Origin of the sequence: Cylindrospermum stagnale PCC 7417, assembly GCF_000317535.1 — a bacterium.
Classification (GTDB): Bacteria; Cyanobacteriota; Cyanobacteriia; order Cyanobacteriales; family Nostocaceae; genus Cylindrospermum; species Cylindrospermum stagnale.
Genome location: NC_019757.1, coordinates 2,862,786 through 2,879,211, shown reverse-complemented (window position 1 = coordinate 2,879,211; position 16,426 = coordinate 2,862,786). Strand labels below are relative to the sequence as shown.

Below are 16,426 nucleotides of genomic sequence, written 5' to 3'. Positions count from 1 at the left end.
ACCAGATGTCTAATTAATCAGCAGGTAGTAATCATTGGCGCAAATCTGCGGCTTTGGCGGTGAAGCGATATCTGTGATTGCAGATGTCACTAACTTTCAGCAGGTAAAGAGGATCATCGCCGACAAAGCCGTGGCAGAATATGAAAGATTATCGCGGCTTACTCTGAGGAGGTTTGGGGTTTTGTCTAGAATCCTGATTGTTTCGTTGTAATTATGCCTGAACTTGCTAAAAAAAATCAAACTGAGCAATAATTACTAAGAAATAAAGGAGTAATTCAGATGACAGTTGCTCAACAAAAGCGAGTAAGAAAAAAGTCGGCCGCGCAGAGGTTGTGGTTTTTGCATTGGCTCATGGCCTCATTCTACTTACTGATATTTGTTAGTGGTCGGGTGATGGTAAGTCTCTCAGATTCCTTTGCTTATAGGGAGAGTTTTTACGACTTCCATAAGGTGCTTGGGGCTACCGTTATGAGTTTGTTGCTAGCGAGAATTTCTTTTTTGCTGCTGGCTCTCCAACACAAATATAGACGGCGTCAGCCTCAACGCAAAGGAGACTGGTTGCAAATTGTGGCTTTGCACAGTGCGCTATACTTTTTTATGCTTTTAGTACCACTCAGCGGTTACTTTTTTTCTAACTCTGCTGGTTATGAGGTCAAAGTATTTAATACTGGGCTTGTGCTACCACGCTTGTTTCCCACCAACAAATCTCTATATGACTTGGCCGAAAGTTTACACTTTTGGATATCCTACACATTTCTAGCTTTTATTATCCTGCATTCCTTCGACCAAAGGAAATACTTACGCGCCCAAATGCGGCGGTTTTCCCAAGCTGCGATCGCACTTGTGTCATCAAAATGAATTTTCCACAGTTTGCTCAAATTTTGTAAACCCGTCCCTTCCAAGCACCGCCGCGCCCTTGCCAATGACGGATTGCTGAGTCTAGGGTCATGAGGGTATAGAGAAAGGCGATCGCAGGTAAGCAAAAAGCTAAAGCCGGGGAACACTTGTAAAAACGGATAATCGGGAAATAAGCCCATGTACACAGCAACCATCCACATAAACCTGTAAATGCGATTGCCCAATTCCCCATCAATCCACCCAAAATCATCCCCACGGGTGGCACTAGATAAACCAAAATCATCCCCAATAAACTGCCCACTAACAGCAATGGGGAATAATTTAGTTGAGTGTAAGCACTGCGGGCTACCATCTGCCAAATTGTCTCTAGGGAATCATAAGGACGCAAGCTGCGAGTTAAATCACTCAATCCTAACCAAATGCGCCCTCCACTGGATTTAACAGCTTGCGCTAAAGAGCAATCGTCAATTAAAGCTTGGCGAATCACTGATAACCCACCAATTCGGGCTAAAGCTTCTCTCCGAATTAAAATACAACCCCCAGCCGCTGCTGCGGCTTTATTTTTGGGGTCATTCACCCAGCGAAAGGGGTAGAGTTTTTGGAAGAAAAAGACAAAAGCCGGAATTAACAGTTTTTCCCAAAAGCTTTCACATCTAAGTCGCACCATTACAGAAACCATGTCTAAATCTTCCCTCACCGCTTTCGCAACCATGCGGTGGAGATTGCCAATATCATGTTCGATATCTGCGTCAGTGAGCAAAAAATAGTCTGGTGTTTGTAAAGACGTTTCATGAAACGTCTCTACAGCTTTCTGAATGCCTTGTTCCATTGCCCAAAGTTTACCCGTCCAACCGGGAGGTAGAGATTCACCAGAGACAATGTGTAATTGCTGGGCTTTGTTGACAGCGTGGGCAATGCCTTCAGCAAAATTAGCTGTTTGGTCTGTGCTGTGATCATCTACTAAAACCACGTTAAAAGTACCGGGATAATCTTGGCGTAATAGCGATCGCAAAGTGATTGGTAATAATTCAGCTTCGTTGCGGGCAGGAATCACCGCACAAACCGTTGGTGTAGAGGCGTTATAGGCAACGTCTCTAGATAGTTCTAATTGCTGATCTGCTCGCCAAAACTGCCCCCAAAAACTCAGTAAACCGACCCAAATGATCAAGGATAAAAGCATCAGCCCGAACACAATTGCAGCCATGATGTATTGCAAATTCTCAATGTCTCAGACAGAATACTATGTCTACTGTTGATGGGAAAGAATGTTATCTCCCCACAGCCGAGTTTCTCACCATTGTCTCCTTTCTGAGGTTGAGTAAGAGTTGATGCAAACACAATATCAAGTAAAAGTCAAGCAAGTTGAAACTGCGATCGCCGCCAGTCAAAACTTTCTGCTGTCGTTACAAAATACAGATGGTTACTGGTGGGCAGAATTAGAATCTAATGTCACCATCACCGCTGAAGTTGTCCTGCTGCATAAAATTTGGGGCACAGACAAAACCAGATCCTTAGACAAAGTTGCCACTTACCTCCGTTCTCAGCAAAGGCAGCATGGCGGCTGGGAAATGTTTTATGGCGATGGTGGAGACTTGAGTACTTCCGTAGAGGCTTACATGGCGCTGAAGTTGCTAGGTGTACCAGCAACAGATCCGGCAATGATCAAAGCCCAAGCCTTTATTGTTGGGCGGGGTGGAATCAGCAAAACTCGGATTTTTACCAAATTGTACTTAGCCCTCATTGGCTGCTACAACTGGCGCGGACTCCCCTCCCTGCCTCCTTGGGTAATGCTTGTACCCAATGATTTTCCAGTCAATATTTATTCCATGTCTAGCTGGGCCCGTTCCAGCACAGTGCCATTGTTGATTGTCTTGGATCGTAAACCTGTTTATCTGACAGATCCAACTATCTCCTTAGATGAGTTATATGCAGAAAGTATCAATCAAGTACAGTTTGAATTACCCCGCAACGGTGATTGGACTGATTTATTCATCACCCTAGATCATGGATTTAAATTAGCAGAAAGCCTGAATTTAGTCTTCTTTCGAGAAGAAGGCATCAAAGCCGCCGAAAAGTGGATTTTAGAGAGACAAGAAGCTACAGGCGATTGGGGGGGAATTATTCCCGCCATGCTAAATTCGCTGTTAGCTTTGCGCTGTCTGGGTTACGATGTCACCGACCCCATTGTCGAACGAGGCTTGCAAGCAGTTGATCACTTTGCCATAGAAACAGAAAATCATTACCGCATCCAGCCTTGTGTTTCACCTGTTTGGGATACAGCTTGGGTGATGCGGGCCTTGATAGATTCTGGTTTAGCAGGGGATCATCCGGCGGTGGTGCGGGGGGGAGAATGGTTATTGCAAAAGCAAATTCTCGATTACGGTGATTGGGCGGTGAAGAATCGCCAGGGAAAACCAGGTGCTTGGGCCTTTGAGTTTGAAAATCGCTTTTATCCAGATGTTGACGATTCGGCAGTGGTGGTGATGGCACTCCAAGCCGCGAAACTGCCTAACGAAAAACTCAAACAAAATGCGATCGCTCGCGCCCTCAACTGGATAGCTTCCATGCAGTGCAAACCAGGGGGTTGGGCAGCCTTTGATTTAGATAATGATCAAGATTGGCTCAACTCAATGCCTTATGCAGACTTGAAAGCCATGATCGACCCCAACACCGCAGACGTCACCGCTAGAGTATTAGAAATGTTGGGTTTGTGTCATCTATCCATCGATACATATAATCTAGAACGGGCACTTGCATATATCATCAGTGAGCAAGAAACCGAAGGTTGTTGGTTTGGTCGTTGGGGAGTAAATTACATTTATGGAACCAGCGGCGTTTTGTCAGCCCTAGCTTTAATTAATCCCCAAAAGCACAAACTCAGCATCGAACGGGGTGCAGCTTGGTTAGCTAAATGTCAAAATCCAGATGGTGGTTGGGGCGAGACTTGCCGCAGTTACGACGATCCCAGTCTCAAAGGACAAGGTTGCAGTACAGCATCCCAAACAGCTTGGGCGTTAATTGGGTTAATCGCCGCAGGTGAAGCCACAGAAAAATTAGCTGTTGATATTATTGAAAAAGGAATCAGCTACCTATTAGCAACTCAGCAGTCAAATGGTACTTGGGATGAAGCAGAGTTTACAGGGACTGGCTTCCCTGGTCATTTTTATTTAAAGTATCATCTCTATCAGCAATACTTCCCGTTAATAGCCCTAGGTCGCTATCAGGCAATGATTAAAGAAACTTCTAGAGACTAAACACACACAAGTAGGATGCGTTCCCTAACGCATCAAAAAACCTAGGTCGCTATCAGGCAATGATTAAAGAAACTTCTAGAGACTAAACACACACAGGTAGGATGCGTTCCCTAACGCATCAAAAAACCACAGGTAGGATGCGTTTCGTTAGGGCTAGGGGCAAAATGTTAGGAACTCAATATTTCACAATTAAAACTATTATTTAAGTAGGTTGATAAAAATAACTTAAATTGTGTTAACTAATGTAAAAAAAATTAGCTCGTAGTAAGGGCTTCAGCCCTACATTGAGGGCTAAAGCCCTCACTACAAACCTTTAATTATTTACGGCCAGCTACTTAACACAAATTGAAGTAATAATGCGACGTGATACCATCTTTTATAAATTGTTCAAGCAATTTCCGGGATTGTTGTTTGAATTAGTAGATGAACCACCCCCAGAAGCCGAAAACTACCAGTTTGAATCAGTTGAGGTAAAAGAAACAGCATTTCGGATTGATGGAGTATTTCTACCTCCAGCCAATGCAGTTTCTAAAGTAGTCTTTTTTGCTGAAGTGCAATTTCAGAAAGATGAGGATTTGTATTTTCGCTTCTTTTCAGAATTATCGCTGTTTCTTCACCGCCATTCTATCCGTTATGATGACTGGTTTGGGATAATAATTTTTGGTTCTCGCAACCTAGAACCCTCAAATTTAATAATTCATCGGTCTTTGTTAGCAGGTGATCAAGTTCGTCGAGTTTATCTTGATGAATTGGGAGAGTTACAGCAACAACCCTTAGGATTAGGGTTAATGTTGCTGACTATTAAAGAAGGAACGGAGGTAATAGAAACAGCACGTTTTCTGCTGGAACAAGCGCAGGTACAGTCAGAACCAGCGATAATAGATTTAATCACAACTATTATCTTCTACAAGTTCACTAACCTAAGTCGAGAGGAGATTGATGCCATGTTAGGATTGCCACTAGAAGAACCGAGGGTTTTGCGAGAAGCGAGGGAAGCAGGTCGTGAAGCAGGAGAGCGATCGCTTGTTCTCAGACAGTTAAACCGACGCTTGGGTGTGATTCCTGACGAATTTTTGTCAGAGGTTCAGGTGTTATCTTTGGCACAGCTAGAGGCTTTAGGTGAAGCGTTGTTGGATTTTTCTACTGTTGCGGATTTAGAAGGATGGTTACAGCAGAACTTTGAGATTGGAGCATGAAACTTTAAGAGGATGTTTGAAAAGTATTGTTATTAACATCAAAATCTCGGAAACCTAACCCCTAACCCCTTCCCTAGAAGGGAAGGGGAACGAAGAATAGGATTTTTAAAGCCTCTCGGACTGTGGGAGAGAGGTTTGGAGAGGGGTCTTTTGATAAACTTTATGACTTTCCAAACATCCTCTAAGCTCCACATTATCCAAAATTAAGAAATCGATTTTCCTGACCCGAAAAAACCCTGGTTTTTTGGCAAATACTTTTTTTATGTCACTGATTTTCGATAAATTACAAAAACTAAAACTACCGTCCCACAATGGTTTCTGCGTCAGATTTTGGGTTTCGTAAAAATGGATAAAGTCGAGCTAAAATTGTAGTTGCGCTTCAAAGTCTGCTTCCAGTGTTCGAGAGCTTTATTTAGTCGGCTTGAGCCGACTTCGGCTATTAGACTGAGAATTGATTCTCAGGCGGTATTGGCTAATAATTAGGCTCCAAATGGCTCCAAATCCAGTATAAAATATTTATTATCCATTCATAGACTTCTAATGGCTAATCAAGAGCAGCTATCTGTGCTCAAGCAAGGGGTAAAGAATTGGAATCAATGGCGAGTAAAAAATTATGAAACTAAAGTAGACCTTAGTAAAGGCGACCTTGAAGGAGCTAACCTTGAAGGAGCTAACCTTGAAGGAGCTAACCTCGAAGGAGTCAACCTTTTAAGAGCCAACCTTGAAGGAGCCAATCTTAGTGAAACCGACTTTAGTAGAGCCAACCTTAGTGAAACCGACCTTAGTAGAGCCAATCTTAGTAAAGCCAACCTTAGTAAAGCCAATGTTAGTGACGCTTCCCTATGGGAAACCAGGCTTATAGAGGCCAACCTTAGTGGAGTCGACCTTAGTTACGCTATCCTTATAGAGGCCAAACTTATAGGGGCCAATCTCAGTGAAGCCGACCTTAGTTACGCCGACATACGGGACACTGACATGAGTAGAACCGATTTGAGTGGAGCCAATTTGAGTAGAACCAATTTGATTAGAACCAATTTGAGTGGAGCCAATTTGAGTGCAGTCGACTTTAGTGGAGCCTACCTCACTAGTACTACTTTACCCATAATCTTGCCGCCACCAGAAGTATAGCTTTACCGTTTTAATAACCAAAATACCCAACTTAAGAGATTTGTAGTTCTGAGCGATCGCTAATCTCACGATGTTTGCTGCTTCACAGACTGCTCTGTGCCGATGTCGTTAAAGCCATAGTTACCAATAGATACTGCCAAATCTTGCAAACTACTATCATGTACCGTGTCGAGGTTCAGCGGTGTTGAGAAGGTGGGATGCAGCATGGTTAATTCTTGCTCTCGTCCCACGAAGCTAGCAGAGGCGCGATATGGTATATATTTGGTGGGGTTTGGCTTTTGTTGTCCTTGAATGATTTGGATGCCAAGGGTAATTTGACCACCTGAAAAAGCAATAGCGCCAACTTTGTCTGTAAATTTGCGGGTGTCGTCAGGCATAATAGTAAATTCGTTTTTTGGCATTAACCCCGACGGATTATTTTAAAAGTATCATTTCTACTAATTATTACCTGAAGATACTGTAGTTATTCTGAAATCAAGGTAAAAAATTTTATGACTATTATCACATCAGCCACAGCTAGAGAAGATTACTTAAAATCTCCCCAGAGCGATGTTGAAGTAATTCAAGTAGCAGGTTTATCTAAACGTTACGGAAAATTAGTTGCTGTTAAAGGAATAGATTTTGCAGTCAAGCGGGGAGAAATCTTTGGTTTAATTGGCCCTGATGGTGCAGGAAAAACCACAACCTTCCACATTTTGGGTGGGGTAATGGAAGCATCTGCTGGCAAAATCGAGATTTTAGGCAAACGACCCCGCGATGCTCGTTTATCTATTGGTTATTTGACACAGCAATTTTCACTTTATCTCGACTTAAGCATTGATGAAAATCTGCGTTACAGTGCTGGGTTGCGTGAGGTGCCAGATCAGGTTTTTCGGCAGCGTCGCGACAAATATCTGCGTTTGATGAGTATAGAGCAATTTAGCGATCGCATCGCTGGTCGTCTTTCAGGGGGAATGAAGCAAAAATTAGCTCTGTGCTGTGCGTTGATTTCCCAACCAGAAATTCTCCTGTTGGATGAACCAACTACAGGGGTTGACCCTGTATCCCGAAGGGAATTTTGGGATATTCTCGCCGCTGTGGCCGGACAAGGTGTAACTATAGTCGTAGCCACACCTTATTTAGACGAAGCCGAAAGATGCGATCGCCTTGCTTTGATTTATGATGGACAAATTCAGCAAATCGGCACCCTCGGACAATTGCGAAAAAGTTTAGGTTTACAACGTCTAGAAGTGCGAACCGATCAAATTGTCGCCGCCGAACAAATCTTGCACAACGCCATAGCCAACAAACAAACAACCATCGTCGATGTCCAAACCTTTGGCGATAGATTAGATGTTCTGGTGAAAGATGCCGCAGTGGGTATTGCAGCCGTTGAGAAAATTTTCAGTCAACAGCAACTGCAACTACAAAGCATTTACACCGCTGAAGCTACCCTAGAAAACGTTTTTGTGACCCGCCTGCGTGCATCTGGTAACGACCCAGCATTTTTACCCTTTCCCCGTTCCCGTCAGCAAACTCACCCCCTAACCACCTTCTCTGATAGCGGCGGAATTGGGGGAGATGTCGCCATTGGTGCCAAAAACCTCAAAAAAGTCTTTGGCGACTTCCAAGCCGTTAAAAGTGTCAATTTGGAAATTTGCCATGGTGAAATTTACGGCTTATTAGGAGCAAATGGCGCAGGTAAAACGACGACTATTAAGATGCTATGCGGATTGCTAGAAGCCACATCTGGAAAAATTTCCCTAGCTGGACAAACCCAAAATCTGCGTAGTAGTGCCTTACGCCAACGCCTAGGTTACATGAGCCAAAAATTCACCCTCTATGACGACTTGAGCATTATCCAAAATCTGGAATTTTACTGTGGCGTTTACAGTGTGCCGCCTCGGTTACGCCGTAAAAAAATTGACTGGGTACTGGCAACTTGCGGCTTAGTCGGTAAAGAGAATATGCTCACAGGTCAACTACCGGGAGGTTGGAAGCAGCGAGTTGCTTTCGGTGCTTCAGTGATGCATGAGCCAGAAATTTTGTTTCTCGATGAACCAACTTCCGGGGTAGATCCCTTAGCGCGGCGTCAGTTTTGGCGGTTGATTAATGAGTTTGCGCGGTCAGGTACAGCAGTGTTAGTGACAACCCATTATTTAGAAGAAGCAGAACAATGCCACCGCATGGGGTTTATGGTAGCCGGTGAGGTGGTGATCCAAGGTTCGCCGAGTGAGATTAAAGCATCACTTCCCGGTCAACTGGTGGAGGTGGCGACTGATAAAACGCAAATTGCCTCAAACCTGCTCAAGACTCAGTTTACACCCTGGCGAGTCTCGATATTTGGCGATCGCCTCCACCTAGTTCTCGATCACCCCGACTCCGACCTTCCCCGAATCCGCTCCATCTTACAAGCAGAGGGAATCAATCTGCACTCTCTGCGACCGATTCCCTTTTCTCTCGAAGATGCCTTTATTGGCATTGTTCAACGTACCCAAAAAGTTACAAAACCTGCTTGAGAAATGTCACTAAATCATTAGTATTTAATGACTTGAGTGTGTTCAGCAATTCTGTTGCTGACTCAGAAGGACTATAGTCACGCGGTATACCGATGATTGTAGTGCCTAATCTTTCTCCTATCAAATACCAAAAAGCTAATTTAGCTTCAGCACTGAGTGAGCCATACTCACCAGTCGGAATCTTTGTCCCACCGCGAGTAAGTTCCACTAATGCCTTGCTAGGGTGTGGATCAAGCATCACTTCATCTTGATCATTCCTGTTTGCTGAAAGTAAATCACCCAGAGCATATAACTGTTCTTCTGGGGATAGTTGCTGAATTTGTGCTACCAAATCTCCAGCAGTTTCTATCGGTAAAGAATCGATTGCATCGGCGGGTATTGTATCAGCATTTTCCGCATAAATTAAACCCAAAACTGTTAGCTGCTCGTCTTCTTGTAACTCATGAAAAGCTGATACAGCTTGTCTGACGGCGTTAATATTCGTAGCAGTCATAAAAACCTCCTAATTTATAAGACTTGCTTCAGAAAAACTACTAATTCATCAGGTTCAAGTGAATTGAGAGAATTAAAGACTTTTTTAACCACCGCAGTCGGGCTATAGTCATTGGGAATACCGATGACTAATTCTCTCAAATTTTCTGCGAAGACAAACCAAAAAGCCAACTTAGATTCAGTATCCAGAGAATGATACTCATTAGTAGGGTAAGAACTGCCGCTAGATGCAAGTTCTATCACCTCAATACTGGTATCTGTGTCCAGCGTCATTCCACCTTGGACAGTATCATCTTTTAATAGCAAATCACTGAGAAATGCTAGCTTTTCTTCTGAGGTGAGATGTTGAATTTGTGTCAGCATCAGATGCAGTGAGTCTTGATCAATTGCATCTAAATCATCTAGGGAAATCAAGTGAGCACGCTGCTGATACAGTAACGCCAGCACCTCCAGGCGGTCGTCTATATCTAACTTATTAAACGCTGATACAGCTTGTTCTAAAGGATAGATATTCGTATAAGTCACAGAAACCTCCGATAAATTAGTTACAATTTTGTAGCTATAGCTATATTTTGGGAGTAGATAGTGAGAAAATGTAATCAAATCTACAACGGAAAATATCCCAAGTAAAAAGTTTGGCTTTTCTGAGCTTGTCTCTATTCAGGTTATAAATTTAAATCCTACTGAAAACACTATAAAAAGATAGAGTGTTAATGTAAAAACCATATATTTAAACCAGTCGAAAGACAGATGAAGACAAATATAAATAAACTTAAAGTAGTAAATAAGAAGCAAAGGGCGTCATGACTTAAGGGTGCAGCTGCCCCAAAGACTAACGTTGAACAACACAGAGTAAAAAGCATAGTGTTTACTCTGTGTTTATCTCTTTTGAATTTGGGCATTTGCTGATATTTATACATAAACTTCTCTATTAAATAGAGCAACTTCAGATCAACTTGTTGTTTGTTGAAAAAATCTTAAACAGACCTAAGCCCCAAAACCCTGACAATATCGAGGGCTTGCAGGCAACATAGCTACTTAGACAAGAGAGTCTTTAAAATTAAGTTATTTGAGTTACTGAGCGCGAATATATGCTATTGAAAATAAAACTTATTTGGTAAGTTTTTAATTATCGCTGTCCAACACAGGGAAACAAAACAACAGATAATTCTCCATTTTGTTAAGACTGGAGAAATGTTGTTAGTAACCTTATCAAAGGTATTCATAAACTGAAGGAGTAAAGACAGGTAATAAGCACTCTTGCAAGCAGAGGGGTAGAGGTGTTCCCATAGCAGACTTTTTCAAAAGTTAAACCGGAATCCTATATTTAGCCTTTAACCCCACTGAAGACAGATGTATCTCAACCAGAGATGAGAACAATTAGAAATAGAACAGAAATTGGGCGGAGTGTAGTTCAGCATTATCAAACTTTGCTTTGGAAAAAATAGGTAATTTCCAAAGCAAAGTTAATGCATGGCTTGGTGGAGAGGTTTGCCATTAACAGCTTTCAGGAGGTATGAAATTGAATAGAGATTCACTAGACCAAGTAGCGCTTAGAGGATGTCTGATTCGGATCAAAATTGATCGAGATCTCCCTAAATCCACGCCAGTCGGTCATGGGCAGCCACTGCGTTGGGGAGGCAGCGCTCGACTAGGGTTAAGAGGCATAAAGAAGCGACTGCCGTCTAACTAAGACTTGTTAGCGCAGCGTCTCCCCCTGGGAGAAGCATGTGGCGTGGAGACAAGACAGTTCTGCGCGCCTGCTCCCCTGAACAAGGGGGACTTTGAGAAGTTTTTGCCCCCGTTCGGGGGGTTGGGGGAATCTACGAGTGTTTTATTGATCACAAACAACTTTTCAGACATCCTCTTAGGGATATCCAAAGAATAAATTATCCAATGTTATCGGGTGGGCGTCTCCTGAATCTGGAATCTCGTGACCTCCCACAAGAGTTTATTGGAAGATTTTTTTATTTGTCAGTCCCTGATTACTGTTGCTAGCATTGGAGAAATGATTGCCCGCAAGTTTGCCAAAAAAGGAGCGTCGGTGATTGTTAACAAACCACCTGACGATCCTATTAGAAAATAAAGTGATATGAGTTTACTCTCGTCGTTCTTGATAATCTTCAGAAGACTTTGGATCTAACTCCCAGCGAGCATCATCACGTTGCTCTAAAATATCATTGGTACGCAGAAAGGCGTAATCATCCATAGGCAAACCCACTGCTGCTTCTAAATCTTCAGTCACGTTTTGATCGGGCGTAGGAGCAGTACCACCAACAGCTTCATCCCCTACTGCATCCGCATCTTGCCAATAAGCATCAACATCACCACCAGTGAGTAGGGGGCTGGTTTCTGTATACTCGCGTCTTTCATCCCGCATTGAGCGCCCACCGATATTGTATCCCGGCAAGTCTTTCACTCCAGTGCCATAGGATTCAGTAATTTCTTGTGGCAAATCATCGGATTTTAGGTCGCGATTCTGATTTTTTTTGGTCATGATTTTAGTTATTTTCTGTATCCTCACAATAACGCTTTCACGCTGCAAGTTTATATGACTGAGGATGTATGACTTTAGGCAGAAAAAATCTATCTCTTGGGAACGAAGCTAAGTTAGTGATTCAAACATATTCTGGTATGTATGAATTCATGGTTAGTCCACTTGTAGTTTCAAATCACGGTACGAGTCAGAAGTTATTAACCGAGACTTATCCCTTACTAACTTCTGACTCTTCGCTTTTTTGTACAGGCATAATCGATAACAAAGCCATTTAGCTTATAGGCATATTCTTCATGATTTAAACTACCTGAATGCTAAACAACCAACATTGATTTTCAGAAGCGGAGGTAGAAGGTGGAATATAACGAATTCATTACACATGTACAGAGCCTTGCTCAGTCTAATTCTCGTGAAGAAGCAGAAATAGCTACCCGCGCCACACTTGAAACAATTAAAGAACGGATTCCAGGTGATGAAGCACAACTATTAGCTGCAAAATTGCCCCAAGAACTAGCCACGTATTTGCAAGGGCGAGAGGCAGATAGTGGTCAATCATTCAATCTACAAAACTTTATTGAGCGTACAAGTCAAAAAGAAAATATTGAACCCACTACCGCGGCAATTCATGTCCGGGCTGTTTTCGCCGTGTTGCAAAACGCTGTTACTCCCGAAATATTTACCCAATTCCACGCTTATTTCTCTCACGATTATGAAGAATTGTTTGCCACATAGCCACATAAATAAATTATAAATTAAGCATCTGGATACTAAACAATTCCCAATGCAAAATTTAGAAATTTACTAATTTATGGGCAACACCATTCATTTTGTTAACCAAAAACATTGATTTGAACAATAGCAAAACCTAAGATAACTTGATTAATGACTATTTTAGCTTAGGCAAATTCTGTAAATAAATCGAGAAAATTCATGACGCAAAACCACAAAAATTCAGGCAACAAAAAAATCGCTTTCCTTATTGAACATGGAGTCGAGGATGTAGAATTTACAGTTCCCTATAATGGGTTAAGACAAGCGGGGATGGAAATAGTCGTCCTCGGTTCCCGGATGAATGAAAAATATAAGGGTAAACGTGGTAAGCTCACGGTGCAACCAGATGGCACAACAACAGAAGCAATAGCTTCTGAGTTCGACGCAGTGATAATTCCTGGTGGTTTAGCTCCCGACAAAATGCGGCTTAATCTCAACACAGTCCGCTTTGTCCAAGAAGCAGTGCAACAAGGAAAATTAGTCGCTGCGGTTTGCCACGGTCCACAAGTTTTGATTGAAGGTGATTTGCTCAAAGGTAAACAAGTTACTGGCTTTAGCGCTATTCGCAAGGATCTAATTAATGCTGGGGCAAACTATCTAGATGAGCCTGTAGTTGTTGACGGAAATTTAATTACTTCCCGTGAACCTGGGGACTTGGCAATTTTTACAACCGCAATCTTGAACCGCTTGGGTTACGGTGGTAAAGAAGCTGCATTGCCAAATGAAAAAGACACAAGTGCTGAATGGTGGAAAATAGCTGATGCTTGGGGTGGCTCAACGAAGGGTGATATTGCCAAAGGGTTGAATACTGCTCTAGCGGGTGAGCGTTATTGCTTAGAAGCAATAGAGCAGTATGTAGAAAAAGAATCAGATAGGGAAGTAAAATCACTCTTTCAAGAGATGATAGGTAATAAGCAACGCCACATTGAAAAGCTGGAAACTTACCTGCATAAACTGGGCGAAAAACCCTCTTTAGCTGCTAATATCGCTAATCAATATGCCAAGGTAAAAACAGCGTTAACAGGAAGTGACGATATCTATCAGATACGTTGCGCTTTGGGTGATGTGCAAACGGGTATTGGCGATATTTTCAATTTATCTGTAATGTACACTGACCCGGTAGCAACAGCAATTTTTAAAGAAATTTACAACGATTTGGCGAAATACGAACAGCGATTGGTAGAGCTGTATCGGTCGCGAATTGCTGCTGGGGTGAAGCCTCCTAAACCTACTTCAGGGGCAGCTGTGGCGATGTAAGTTTTCGTCAGGATTCAGTGAGGCGTAAAGAACACACCAGAAAACAGATTCTTTGCGCCTCATGGCAATTTTAGATTTTGGATTAACGCTGCGGGCGGTTTGAGAAAACATAGATGCAAGGGTGGAGAAACCCCGCCCTACAGATGATGAGGAATAGGCATGAATAAATCTGTCAGAGTTGAAAAGACGGTAACTATTAATAAACCGGCAGATGAATTGTATCGCTTCTGGCACAACTTCGAGAATTTGCCTCAGTTTATGAAGCATCTCAAATTTGTGAAGGTGTACAACGAAAAAAGGTCTCACTGGATTGCCAATGCACCCTTGGGTGGAAGTGTGGAATGGGATGCAGATATTCTGGAAGACCGGGAAAATGAGTTTATTTCTTGGGCTACTGTAGAAGGCGCAGATGTGCATAACTCTGGCTTTGTCCGCTTTACTAAGGCCCCTGGCGATCGCGGTACCGAAGTCAAAGTGATGATGGAATATAACCCGCCTGGTGGGACTTTGGGGGCGACGTTGGCGAAGCCCGTCGCAGACATCGCTAAAATTTTCGGTGAAGAACCAGAACAGCAAATAGGTGATGATTTGCGCCGCTTCAAAATGCTGATGGAAGCAGGGGAAATCGCCACCATTGAAGGCCAGCCAAGGGGTAAAGGCTGAAAAAGCAAAAAGCAAATTTAAATCAGAGAATTTTTTATGAAAGCAGTTTGCTGGTACGGTGCTAATGAGGTTCGGGTAGAAAATGTGCCAGAACCGAAAATCCTCAACCCCCGCGATGCGATCGTTAAAATTACTTCTACGGCGATTTGTGGCTCAGACTTGCATATTTACGGCGGTTACATCCCCACAATGCAGAAGGGTGACATTATCGGTCACGAGTTTATGGGGGAAGTGGTAGAAGTTGGTCAAGGAGTGAATAATTTAAAAATTGGCGATCGCATTGTTGTTCCTTCGACTATCGGCTGTGGTCATTGTAATTATTGCCAGCGTGATATGTGGTCACTGTGCGATAATTCTAACCCCAACGCTTGGATCGAAGAAAAAGTCTACGGCTACGTCACCTCAGCAATTTACGGCTATTCCCATGCGATCGGCGGTTACGCAGGTGCACAAGCAGAATATGTGCGCGTCCCCTTCGCTGATGTCGGCGTTGTCAAAGTTCCGCCAGACATACCAGATGAGATGCTTTTATTCATCTCCGACGCCATCCCCACCGGCTACATGGGTGCCGAGTTATGCAATATTCAACCTGGCGACATTGTCGCCGTTTGGGGTTGCGGTGCTGTGGGACAATTCGCCATGATTAGCGCCTACATGATGGGTGCAGAAAAAGTAATCGCTATTGACCGTTTTCCCGAACGACTGGAAATGGCCAGAAAATACGCCAAAGCAGAAGTTATTAACTACGAAGTAGTTAATGTTGGCGAAGCATTGAAGGAAATGACCGGCGGTCGTGGCCCCGATGCTTGCATTGATGCAGTTGGTTTAGAAGCTCATGGCGTTGGTTTAGAAGACTTCTATGACCAAACCAAACAAAAGCTCAGATTAGAAACTGACCGTCCCCACGTCCTGCGAGAAATGATGGTCGCCTGTGGTAAAGGTGGGACCCTTTCAATTATGGGAGTTTACGGTGGCTTTGTAGACAAAATACCCTTTGGGGCAGCAATGAATAAAGGCTTAACCTTCAGAATGGGTCAAATGCATGGACAGAAATATATGCATTTATTGCTCCAGTTAATCTTGGATGGCAAACTCGATCCCTCTTTTGTAATCACCCATCAATTACCACTAGACAAAGCTCCCTACGGTTACCATATTTTTCAACAAAAAGAAGACAACTGCATCAAAGTTGTACTCAAACCATAATCTATTTAGAGGTTGTTTATGAACCGGATATTTTCTTGGCTGCAAAATACAATCTTACTCCAAATTGTGATCGTGTGTCTGGCAAGTTTTGCGTTTTTTGGAATACAGGCTGTAAACTCAGGTAATACAATTCTCCTGGCAGAAGTTCAAACACAAGAAACTGTGAGAACCCCAGAGGGTATTTATTATAAAGGAACTCCTGATAATCGAGATATTAGAAATGAAAATCGGGTGGACAGTTCCCAGAATCGCCTCAAGTCACAAACACAAGAAACCGTGAGAACTTCCGAGGAGAATTATTACAAAAAAACTCCTGAAAATCGGGCTACTATAAATGATAATCAGGTTGATAATGCCCAGAAAAGACTCAGAGATACTGCTGGAAATATCCGAGACAGACTCAATCTCAATGAAGAAACCCCTGAATCTACAAAAGAATTTTTAGACTCGGCTAAAACCAAAGTTAAAGAAGCTGTAGAACCAATTACCGGCACTAAACGCGGATACTACGAAGAAAATAGTCCCGTAACCGGAGCAAAGGATAGAAGATAAAAGACGATATCCCCAACCCCCATTGGCTAGGGAGGCTAAATTCTAGTTTTACCG

General features: G+C 42.9%; 15 protein-coding genes and 2 pseudogenes. 12 read left to right on the top strand and 5 right to left on the bottom strand.

Annotated elements, in window-relative coordinates; all coding sequences use genetic code 11:
- Nucleotides 1-34: 34 nt before the first annotated feature.
- Both CYLST_RS35885 and CYLST_RS11620 read left to right on the top strand, forming a co-directional pair.
- Nucleotides 35-151, top strand: a pseudogene (locus CYLST_RS35885) (SDR family oxidoreductase); the annotation flags it as partial.
- 128 nt (nt 152-279) lie between these two features.
- Complete coding sequence (locus tag CYLST_RS11620) at nt 280-858, top strand: cytochrome b (RefSeq protein ID WP_015207919.1); 579 nt, start codon at nt 280-282, stop codon at nt 856-858.
- Nucleotides 859-874: 16 nt separating this feature from the next.
- Here the strand turns inward: CYLST_RS11620 and CYLST_RS11615 are convergent, their stop codons facing one another.
- A complete protein-coding gene (locus CYLST_RS11615) occupies nt 875-2,062 on the bottom strand; it encodes a glycosyltransferase (RefSeq protein ID WP_015207918.1) in 1,188 nt (395 codons plus the stop codon).
- Between the two features lie 124 nt (nt 2,063-2,186).
- Between CYLST_RS11615 and shc the strand changes: the two genes are divergently transcribed.
- From shc to CYLST_RS11600, 3 genes are all read left to right on the top strand, one after another.
- On the top strand, nt 2,187-4,112 hold the full coding sequence (gene shc / locus CYLST_RS11610; protein WP_015207917.1) for a squalene--hopene cyclase: 1,926 nt from the start codon (nt 2,187-2,189) through the stop codon (nt 4,110-4,112).
- Nucleotides 4,113-4,468: 356 nt separating this feature from the next.
- Nucleotides 4,469-5,308, top strand: a complete 840-nt coding sequence (locus CYLST_RS11605; RefSeq protein ID WP_015207916.1) for a DUF2887 domain-containing protein — start codon at nt 4,469-4,471, stop codon at nt 5,306-5,308.
- Nucleotides 5,309-5,848: 540 nt separating this feature from the next.
- Nucleotides 5,849-6,436, top strand: a complete 588-nt coding sequence (locus CYLST_RS11600) for a pentapeptide repeat-containing protein (protein WP_015207915.1) — start codon at nt 5,849-5,851, stop codon at nt 6,434-6,436.
- Between the two features lie 65 nt (nt 6,437-6,501).
- Here the strand turns inward: CYLST_RS11600 and CYLST_RS11595 are convergent, their stop codons facing one another.
- Complete coding sequence (locus CYLST_RS11595; RefSeq protein ID WP_041233070.1) at nt 6,502-6,813, bottom strand: hypothetical protein; 312 nt, start codon at nt 6,811-6,813, stop codon at nt 6,502-6,504.
- A gap of 114 nt (nt 6,814-6,927) precedes the next feature.
- Between CYLST_RS11595 and CYLST_RS11590 the strand changes: the two genes are divergently transcribed.
- Nucleotides 6,928-8,934: an ATP-binding cassette domain-containing protein gene (locus CYLST_RS11590; protein ID WP_015207913.1), complete on the top strand. Its 2,007-nt coding sequence runs from the start codon at nt 6,928-6,930 to the stop codon at nt 8,932-8,934.
- Here CYLST_RS11590 and CYLST_RS11585 read toward each other — a convergent pair.
- Together CYLST_RS11585 and CYLST_RS11580 are read right to left on the bottom strand one after the other, a co-directional pair.
- Nucleotides 8,918-9,427 carry an orange carotenoid protein N-terminal domain-containing protein gene (locus CYLST_RS11585; protein ID WP_015207912.1) on the bottom strand — a complete coding sequence of 170 codons (510 nt, stop codon included), beginning with the start codon at nt 9,425-9,427 and terminating at the stop codon, nt 8,918-8,920. The two genes, CYLST_RS11590 and CYLST_RS11585, sit on opposite strands and share 17 nt — an antisense overlap.
- Nucleotides 9,428-9,441: 14 nt before the next feature.
- On the bottom strand, nt 9,442-9,951 hold the full coding sequence (locus CYLST_RS11580) for an orange carotenoid protein N-terminal domain-containing protein (protein ID WP_015207911.1): 510 nt from the start codon (nt 9,949-9,951) through the stop codon (nt 9,442-9,444).
- 1,408 nt (nt 9,952-11,359) lie between these two features.
- Between CYLST_RS11580 and CYLST_RS34420 the strand changes: the two genes are divergently transcribed.
- Complete coding sequence (locus tag CYLST_RS34420; RefSeq protein WP_157162568.1) at nt 11,360-11,512, top strand: hypothetical protein; 153 nt, start codon at nt 11,360-11,362, stop codon at nt 11,510-11,512.
- Nucleotides 11,513-11,524: 12 nt separating this feature from the next.
- Here CYLST_RS34420 and CYLST_RS11575 read toward each other — a convergent pair whose 3' ends face one another.
- The gene (locus CYLST_RS11575; protein WP_015207910.1) at nt 11,525-11,923 is read right to left on the bottom strand and encodes a DUF6335 family protein; all 399 of its coding nucleotides are present in this window, start codon (nt 11,921-11,923) and stop codon (nt 11,525-11,527) included.
- A 354-nt stretch (nt 11,924-12,277) separates the two neighbouring features.
- Here CYLST_RS11575 and CYLST_RS11570 point away from each other — a divergent pair, with 354 nt between their 5' ends.
- The 5 genes and pseudogenes from CYLST_RS11570 (at nt 12,278) to CYLST_RS32275 (ending at nt 16,372) form a co-directional block, all read left to right on the top strand.
- Nucleotides 12,278-12,655, top strand: coding sequence for a DUF2267 domain-containing protein (locus CYLST_RS11570; RefSeq protein WP_015207908.1), 378 nt, complete (start codon nt 12,278-12,280; stop codon nt 12,653-12,655).
- A gap of 198 nt (nt 12,656-12,853) precedes the next feature.
- Nucleotides 12,854-13,951, top strand: coding sequence for a DJ-1/PfpI/YhbO family deglycase/protease (locus CYLST_RS11565; protein WP_015207907.1), 1,098 nt, complete (start codon nt 12,854-12,856; stop codon nt 13,949-13,951).
- 153 nt (nt 13,952-14,104) lie between these two features.
- Nucleotides 14,105-14,614, top strand: a pseudogene (locus tag CYLST_RS11560) (SRPBCC family protein); the annotation flags it as partial.
- A gap of 36 nt (nt 14,615-14,650) precedes the next feature.
- Nucleotides 14,651-15,820, top strand: coding sequence for a zinc-dependent alcohol dehydrogenase (locus CYLST_RS11555; RefSeq protein WP_015207905.1), 1,170 nt, complete (start codon nt 14,651-14,653; stop codon nt 15,818-15,820).
- Between the two features lie 18 nt (nt 15,821-15,838).
- Nucleotides 15,839-16,372 (top strand): hypothetical protein, encoded by a 534-nt coding sequence (locus CYLST_RS32275; RefSeq protein WP_015207904.1) that lies wholly within the window; start codon nt 15,839-15,841, stop codon nt 16,370-16,372.
- The last annotated feature ends 54 nt before the right edge of the window (nt 16,373-16,426 follow it).

What these genes read in the sequence shown, in the direction of transcription:
- CYLST_RS11590 (WP_015207913.1), top strand. Translation starts at nt 6,928, where the DNA reads ATGACTATTATCACATCAGCCACAGCTAGAGAAGATTACTTAAAATCT.
- CYLST_RS11565 (WP_015207907.1), top strand. Translation starts at nt 12,854, where the DNA reads ATGACGCAAAACCACAAAAATTCAGGCAACAAAAAAATCGCTTTCCTT.
- CYLST_RS11585 (WP_015207912.1), bottom strand. Translation starts at nt 9,427, where the DNA reads ATGACTGCTACGAATATTAACGCCGTCAGACAAGCTGTATCAGCTTTT.
- CYLST_RS11620 (WP_015207919.1), top strand. Translation starts at nt 280, where the DNA reads ATGACAGTTGCTCAACAAAAGCGAGTAAGAAAAAAGTCGGCCGCGCAG.
- CYLST_RS11615 (WP_015207918.1), bottom strand. Translation starts at nt 2,062, where the DNA reads ATGGCTGCAATTGTGTTCGGGCTGATGCTTTTATCCTTGATCATTTGG.
- CYLST_RS11575 (WP_015207910.1), bottom strand. Translation starts at nt 11,923, where the DNA reads ATGACCAAAAAAAATCAGAATCGCGACCTAAAATCCGATGATTTGCCA.
- CYLST_RS11555 (WP_015207905.1), top strand. Translation starts at nt 14,651, where the DNA reads ATGAAAGCAGTTTGCTGGTACGGTGCTAATGAGGTTCGGGTAGAAAAT.
- shc (WP_015207917.1), top strand. Translation starts at nt 2,187, where the DNA reads ATGCAAACACAATATCAAGTAAAAGTCAAGCAAGTTGAAACTGCGATC.
- CYLST_RS11600 (WP_015207915.1), top strand. Translation starts at nt 5,849, where the DNA reads ATGGCTAATCAAGAGCAGCTATCTGTGCTCAAGCAAGGGGTAAAGAAT.
- CYLST_RS11605 (WP_015207916.1), top strand. Translation starts at nt 4,469, where the DNA reads ATGCGACGTGATACCATCTTTTATAAATTGTTCAAGCAATTTCCGGGA.
- CYLST_RS32275 (WP_015207904.1), top strand. Translation starts at nt 15,839, where the DNA reads ATGAACCGGATATTTTCTTGGCTGCAAAATACAATCTTACTCCAAATT.
- CYLST_RS11595 (WP_041233070.1), bottom strand. Translation starts at nt 6,813, where the DNA reads ATGCCTGACGACACCCGCAAATTTACAGACAAAGTTGGCGCTATTGCT.